The 7,522-nt window shown below is 40.9% G+C and carries 6 protein-coding genes; all 6 read right to left on the minus strand.

Features of this window, described 5'->3' with window-relative positions; all coding sequences use genetic code 11:
• Window positions 1–196: 196 nt before the first annotated feature.
• From A3G19_RS02520 to A3G19_RS02545, 6 genes are read right to left on the minus strand one after another with little or no spacing between them, the layout of a single operon-like run.
• Window positions 197–661 (minus strand): hypothetical protein, encoded by a 465-nt coding sequence (locus A3G19_RS02520; protein WP_015652727.1) that lies wholly within the window; start codon window positions 659–661, stop codon window positions 197–199.
• The gene (locus tag A3G19_RS02525) at window positions 648–1,589 is read right to left on the minus strand and encodes a type II secretion system protein (protein ID WP_294870410.1); all 942 of its coding nucleotides are present in this window, start codon (window positions 1,587–1,589) and stop codon (window positions 648–650) included. The genes A3G19_RS02520 and A3G19_RS02525 overlap by 14 nt, the downstream gene beginning before the upstream one ends.
• Window positions 1,590–2,285: a hypothetical protein gene (locus A3G19_RS02530; protein WP_294870412.1), complete on the minus strand. Its 696-nt coding sequence runs from the start codon at window positions 2,283–2,285 to the stop codon at window positions 1,590–1,592.
• Window positions 2,246–6,691 carry a hypothetical protein gene (locus A3G19_RS02535; RefSeq protein ID WP_363921415.1) on the minus strand — a complete coding sequence of 1,482 codons (4,446 nt, stop codon included), beginning with the start codon at window positions 6,689–6,691 and terminating at the stop codon, window positions 2,246–2,248. Before A3G19_RS02535 ends, A3G19_RS02530 begins: the two co-directional genes overlap by 40 nt.
• Before the next feature lies 1 nt (window position 6,692).
• The gene (locus A3G19_RS02540; RefSeq protein ID WP_294870413.1) at window positions 6,693–7,106 is read right to left on the minus strand and encodes a HEPN domain-containing protein; all 414 of its coding nucleotides are present in this window, start codon (window positions 7,104–7,106) and stop codon (window positions 6,693–6,695) included.
• Window positions 7,090–7,431: a nucleotidyltransferase domain-containing protein gene (locus A3G19_RS02545; protein ID WP_015652722.1), complete on the minus strand. Its 342-nt coding sequence runs from the start codon at window positions 7,429–7,431 to the stop codon at window positions 7,090–7,092. The genes A3G19_RS02540 and A3G19_RS02545 overlap by 17 nt, the downstream gene beginning before the upstream one ends.
• Between the last annotated feature and the right edge of the window lie 91 nt (window positions 7,432–7,522).

The following is a 7,522-nucleotide window of genomic DNA, read 5'->3' on the forward strand; positions in this document are numbered from 1 at the left end:
AAAAAAGGCGAAGCATTAGAGTGTGGAGCTAACGGTTTTCTTATGAAACCGGTCCGCGAAAAAGATGTCCTCGCTAAGATTGCTCAACTCGCACTCTAAGATCCTGAATCAAGTTCAGGATGACACAGGTGAATCGAAAAATGTCATTCCGAACTCGATTCGGAATCTAACTTTCAACTTATAGCCATTTTCTTTCTTACAGCTTTTGCCACGAACGTTTATGGATACGGATTGGCTCCGTACTTAAATTACGATCCGTCACCGTTACATCCAGCAGCATCATCGTATCTTTTCCTGTATTGTGCGCCAAAATATTGGAACACGACGTATTTTGATTCAGATAACGAAATGAGTAGGAATATGAAATAGAAATATCAAACATTTCATTCCCTGCCGCTTGCCCGTTAGCGTTATACACGGTAATATTCAGATTATCAAGACAATCCGTATTCCCATTGGTATTGAACCCTTGGGCTCGCATTACACCAAATTCGGTTGCACTGTCAGCTAAAAGTTCCGCCTGAGCACGCAGATAATTATCACCTACGGATTTTGAACCCATAGAAGCATTACTGAGCAATAATACTCCACCTAAGGCAACAAGAACAACGACAAATATCGCTAAAATCATTGCGAATGCAGATCGTTTAATACCGTACATGCACTCTCCTTTCGCGGCAGATTCCTTGGCTTTCAGTATCACTGGTACTGAGATTAGTATCGAGACCTCTCATACACACCTTAAGGCGCCAGACGAGACCTCGATCACTTACACTCGGATTGTTCATAAAATCGGTAGCGTTGTAATCGGCATAAAAATGGGCAACATTTTGTCCTAAAAGATTAATCTTTCCCGAAGCGGAAAAATGTTCATCCACCCATGGTCGGAAATTACTGTACATCCAAAAACTGCCATTGTCATCAACCCGAAAAGCATAACCGGTTCGAAGCAGATATTTACGATGCCCATGCGTAGCATTGTTATCATTGTTAAGTCGTAATAAACCATTGGCCATCGGGTTTGGATTTACACCATCGAGTTTATGAAATCCTACTTTTCCTTCTCCTGCAAAATTAAATCGTACACAAGCATTTGAATCTATACTCTCTGAATCATATAAGGCTGAACCTCTTAACGTCGATGTTCCCAAGAGGCTGATTATATTATTTGCCATCGTATAATTTGCATCCGAACCATTAATGTCATTTGACCCGGCAACCAATTGTACCTCTTCGCTCCAACCGGGACGATTACCGGAAATTCCACGCATACTATCAACATCTACTCCGACAAAAGCAACAGTAAAATCAGACGCACTCGTTGTTGGAGGGCCATAACATGCGACTGTGCCTGGATTGATATCTAAATTAACAATCGAACTGCTGATTGCATTTTCAAAATATTTGGAAAGCTGCTCGAGAATTTGATCCGCTTCCGCTACTCTTTTAGTGTATTCTTGGGTACGGAAAATACCTTCATAATATTGGCGAACCGCTTCGAGTGCAAATCCTCCGACAATACCAAGTATGACAATAACAAAAAGGAGCTCTATCATCGTAAAGGCTTTACGTACTCTCTGCGTGATCATCTAATTGCCTTTATTGGATTTGAAAAATGTCAGAACGACATCGGTATCCAATGTCGTGTCATTAAAACGGATGACCACACGTTTGAGATGGCTTGTTGTTCCGGTCACATTGGTATTTATACTGTTGGACGAACCTAAAATCCATACAGCAGATTGCGTATTGGAAGTGACTTGTGTCACCGATGAGGGAACATAGTCTACTTCGTATGTCGCTGTCACATTATAGGGTGTTCCGCCTGTAGGGGTAATCGTAATCGGTTCACTTCCGCCATTGAGTTGTTCAATCCCAAATGACAAATTACCATCCGTACTTGGAGTCGGTATACCCGTATTCCACGCATTCATATTACATTGCATCGACGAAACATTTTCATCCGATCCGATACGATACCCGCCTGTTCTCGAACAGTTCAAATCGGATGTCGCTGAAAGGTTGAGCGCTCCAGAACCTGAAGCACTGTAGTTTCCATCCCAACGGGCTTGAAATTTATCCATAGCCCACCCCTGCAAGCGTGCCATAACATCCTCATCGATAGCAACCACTTTGGATGCATTGTTAGCTACGCTCATCATTGTCGGGATCGTAATCACACTGATGGCAATAATAACGATGGCAAAGATCAATTCGATCATCGCCATACCGCGACGAGCGAACATCATCGGATCGCCGGAGCGTAATCGCTGGTGCTTTTCCACGTTCCCCCTCCGCTATCGGATTTTTTGCTCGCTTTAGTTCCTTCATTAGTCGATTTCGCGCTGCCGGTTGCTCCAATCGATGGAACAATAGTGATATTGAAACACGGATGTGTCAAACAATCCAAATTAGTCGAATTCACCGGATCTGCATAGTTTAAAGCATTGATACCGTACCACAACCAAGGGTCGGTATTGATATGGGCTTTTCCGCCATAAGGGATATTGGCTAAAGGAATGGCGCTAAATTGGTAACTTTCCATCCCAGTAGTCGAAGAACTATGTGTTGGAAGAGTTAATGGTGACGTCGGGATAACGACCGTTACATTGGCGTCTCCATCGTTTGCATCAGTATGTACATTATTCACATACCACAGTGCATCGATTTTGCTGGCTTCCAAAGACGCTCCATTGAGAGTTGGTGCATTGTATCCCTCATACCATGCGTTAGCAACAAAATTAACATTCCCAAAAACCCTAACATCGCGTGGAATGATACGTCCGTAAACGTGGGTCACATTAAAATCCATCGCTCTGCTCCCGTTTGCTTCATACGAACCGCTCAAATCGGCTTGCATCGTACACTCTGATGTTGTAACACATTTGAATCCTAACGCCCCGTATTGTACCGCCATAGGATTAAGCGGGGTAGTTTGGTTACGATCATAATTGAGTCTCGTCACCGTATTGAGTGAACCGCTCATATCTTTCGTAAAGTTACCGTCATTAAGTGTCATCAACGATATGGTGAGTGCACTTGTGACCAAATTGGTTGCATTACTGTCATACAGGGTTCCCGAACCGTTCGAATCCACAAAGCGCACCTGATAGTCTGTATTTGCGAGGGTAATATTGTTATACGTATTCATCGAGAGATTCGTATTAACCGCATAACAGTTATCGACGAAGTTGCTCAAAGTGGAATTGTTTTCTCCTCTGGCTGAAATAGTTCCAGTCGCACGCACTGACATATTCATACTGTCAGTTCTACTCATATCGGACATATAGACGAAATCCGGACCGCTGGTGGCATTGATATCTTGCGGCAGTGTACCGACTCCAAAATTGATCGTTGTCATATCAAATTTATACGGATGGAACGTCACATCCGAATCGGTATAGGTTATATCAGGGTTAGGAATTGTATTCGTATGATTGGTATCAATATTACATCCGTTTAACACAGCAGATGAACCAATCCCCGTTGTTTTGACTACACTGGATACACTAGAATTCGTTTCACAATCCGGTGTACCTACCATAAAATAAGGAGAAGTGTGGAGAGGCATTAAAGATATATTGCTATCCACTGCTGTCCATACCGTATCGACAATGCGCAGGCGATATTCGCCAACTTGATCAACCGATACGTTTCCATCGGCCAATCCGTTGACGAAATTGAAAGCAATACTTTTATTTGTATCGTCGTTACATCCGGTTTGGGTACTGTTCCAGACAAAATCAATATTTTCTGATGTATTATAATCGAGTGATGACGCATCACCTAAATGGTTGGTAGCATTGACCTCCGTATAATATCGATACCCGCCCGCCATATTTTGATTGGCAGGGCTAGGAGTATTGTTCATCATAAATTGTTTTGTAGCCGAGTTGGTTTGATTCTGATCATTGAGTTTGACAAAAAATGCTTCGGGACGGATCGCAAAGTTATCTTGCGAACAGATATACGTCACTTTTGTTCCATAGATACATTCTAAACATACATTGACTTCATGTTGCGTCATAGCAGATGCACCTGATTGACCGGCATTACCACAAGCTTCCGGTACTTGAGAATAAGTATGTGTTCCTTGTGGATTTCCATTCGCAGGGTTGTATGTCGTCGCTGTAACAGGAGAAACACATGTGTCTCCTGCATAAGAAGGAAAATTATTCAAATGGTATTTACCCGGAACAGTTTCATTCATAATAATAGTTCCATTTGATTCATCTTTTGGATAGCTGATTCGAAATTTTACATTTTTACCCGCATGCTGATAAAACTTAGTTGCGGCATCTGTATCATATAAAATCATCCCATCAATAATATTCTGTGCAAAGAAATTCACATTACTCTCGTTATCAAATGGAATCCATGTTTTCAAACCGCTGATACGAGTCATTGTGGAACAATCTGCCGAACTATCCGCATCGACGAGTTCTACCGCAACCGTGGTGTTAATATCTTTGAGTGTATTGCTATCTAACGATATGACTTTATAATTATCCGCTCGAGATGTAATTTGGGTAGGCAGATTATAATAGTAGCCCGATGTCAAAGCACCATTGGCATGATCGGCATACACGACATTAAAATCACCAACAACGATCTGCAGTGCACGGTATCCCCAAAAACTGTTTTTTGAACCGGTACACGGTTCCATCGTTACTGGATTATTCGAATAATCCAAACCGAAATCACTAACATACGCAGCTTTATAGGTATTACTAAAATTAGAATCGACATTTTTTACCGTCGCGTTGTATTCATATACCGAATAGGCATCCGAATCTGAAGCAATCGTTACAAATTCCCCACCTCCCGTTGAACTGGCTCCATTACCTAGATTGATTTTCGATAGATACGCTGTTGCATTATGCTCAAACAAATCACTATCTTGTCCATCCGTACCATGAATTCTGGTACGTGTTGGCAAATTTTCATAAAACGTTGAATTTGTAATATACGGGAATTTAGCATTATCAAACGGATGTAATACCTGCACACCCTTGGCTATATCTGTCCCATTATTTTTGACAGTGACGCGAACTTTTAAAATATCATCTTCATTAACCTGTGCACCCACACCACTAATATTTTGGTCACCTTTAAAAATCTCTTCCACATAACACATATTTGGCTGATAGAGGTCAGTACTAAATGCAAACACACCGGGAAAATAGCCGTCGCCTGTACTATTCAAACGAATTCTGGCCTGTGTTTGATTTATTTGAATAACTTGTCCCTGTGTTCCTACTGGTGCTGTCGAGCCAACATTGAATATATCGATGTCTGATCCTATGGTATTCTCACAATTCGGATCTCGATTAGTTACGGAGACTCCTTCATTCGAAATCGAAGCATTGTATATGTTATCAATCGGATTTTTTGCATTGTACAAGCCAATTAGATTTGTCAAACTTGCTCCGCTTGATAATTTAGTCCGATCTCCTGTTCCGCTTCCAGCATCCCCTTCTCCTGCAAAAACAAGAAATTTTGAGTTAATTGGGTTAGTAGAAGGTGTCAAAAAACCGCTTAAATCGATATCATAATCGCTAAAAACGGGACCGCTCGCACTTGCACCAACCGTTCCGATACTTAAATATCCATCGTATACAGCAATATTTTTAAATGTTGTGTTGCTGTCTTTATACACAACGACTAGTCCCCATGCACCGTATGCACCTCCAACGGTATTTAACTGAGCCGTTGTAAATCCGTCTAAGGTACTACTGTAAAGATTTGCAACCGTGTAATTACCTTCGCCAGCCGCTTTTACTAACGAAGTGACATCAGTAACCCCTTGATAGTAGAATCGATTATAACTGCTACCAGTTACATAAAGCCAATTGTATTTAGATGTATCAGAAGTTAATGCAATGTAATTCGATGATGTCGGTGTTTTGAATAAAATATTTTTTGCATTTGATTTATTGGCATCACCTTGATCTACTAAATATCCTTGCCAATAAAGCCCTGCCCAAACAATCTCTTTATCCGTTGCCGTTATAGGCAATTTAAGTTCTGCAGAAGTCGAGTTAAACGTTGAAGCATTGCTATCAATATCCGCAAAAGTAACGGATGCTGCATTGTTTCGGGTTGTAGTTGCTAGACATCCTCCTCCTGAAGCAACCATCACGGAGTTTCCCGCAACAGTGATGTCTCCTTTCATATTGTGATCACCGGAATAATTGACTGCACTGAATAACCGCCAGTTATTTGCCGTGTAATCAATTGCCGTCGTTGCCGTAGCAGTATTATTTGCAGTTGTAGGATCATTGTCATCGGCGGACTGACTCACAGTAGCACTATTAATAATCGAGCCTATTGTACTTGGGGCTACTGCATTAATGGTCAAAACCGGTGCAGTACTAGAACGTAGCAATGTCCCGCTTAGATTACAAGTCACACTTTGAGCGACTGCGGAACACGTCCAATTTGTACCGCTTCCACTTGTGTAAGTCACACCCGTTGGTAGTGTATCAACTATTTTAATATTTGTTGCATCTTTATTGCTTGTATTATTGGTAACCCTTAATGTATATGATAACACCCCATTTGGATACGTGTTTACCGTACCGCTTTTTGTTAGACTAATGTCTATGTTAGCTCCCCACCCTCCCGTATTTACTAACATCACTAATCCAAGAACACTTATCCATCGTAAAAAAAGTTTATTAATTTTCATCTTATCCTCCTTGGGATTGATTATTTTGCTCAAAATCCAACGAAAGCACAACTAAAATTTTTTCGACTATTGCTATCGCTTTTTTTGATTCTTTTAATGTCGGTTGACCACCGGGTAATAATCCAAAACTGGCAGGATAACGAGACTCTATATAAACACTGTCTATATAAAGCAAATCATCCAAATCAACAGGATGATCGATCGAATCAGCGATCAATTCATACAGTTTTTTGGTATTATGGATACGTGGTACATCGGCTCCGCTCTCTTCTATGATCCCCTTAAAAAGCTTTTCAATACATTGTTGAGCATGAAACAATACAATATTTGTCAAATACTCATCCCCATCGAGCTTTTTAAGGGCATAATAGTCCTTTTTGGCAAATTCGATCCATTCGTTATGCAACGTTCTCAAGCATAACCCCCTTATGGTTGATTTCGCGGATGAATGAACTGTTTTTTAATTGTAAATCCTCCCATTCTTGTTTCGTATAAGCTAAAACGTCGACCGCCTGTTCAAGTTGATCCAATTTTCTCATAATTTTCATTTTGATCTCTATCCGTTCTGAAAAACTCTTATATCCTTCTTCATTCGCTATGAACACCAAATCAATATCACTATCAGTTCTCGGAATTCCGTAAGCATACGATCCAAAAAGAATAATCTTATACGGCTGAAGTACTTTCAGAGAATCCACTATCTGCTGTTGAATCTCTTGTGACAACGGTATAACACTCATCTCATCCTCCTTGGGATTTTTAAGGCACACACTATCAGGGCTCGGTAGCATTCATCACTGAGACCCGTTTTTCCTAATTGGTTACTATCGA

Source organism: Sulfuricurvum sp. RIFCSPLOWO2_12_FULL_43_24 (assembly GCF_001829605.1).
Lineage (GTDB): Bacteria > Campylobacterota > Campylobacteria > Campylobacterales > Sulfurimonadaceae > Sulfuricurvum.

Coding starts and splice junctions, on each gene's coding strand:
- A3G19_RS02520 (WP_015652727.1), bottom strand. CDS start 661: ATGTACGGTATTAAACGATCTGCATTCGCAATGATTTTAGCGATATTT.
- A3G19_RS02525 (WP_294870410.1), bottom strand. CDS start 1,589: ATGATCACGCAGAGAGTACGTAAAGCCTTTACGATGATAGAGCTCCTT.
- A3G19_RS02535 (WP_363921415.1), bottom strand. CDS start 6,691: ATGAAAATTAATAAACTTTTTTTACGATGGATAAGTGTTCTTGGATTA.
- A3G19_RS02545 (WP_015652722.1), bottom strand. CDS start 7,431: ATGAGTGTTATACCGTTGTCACAAGAGATTCAACAGCAGATAGTGGAT.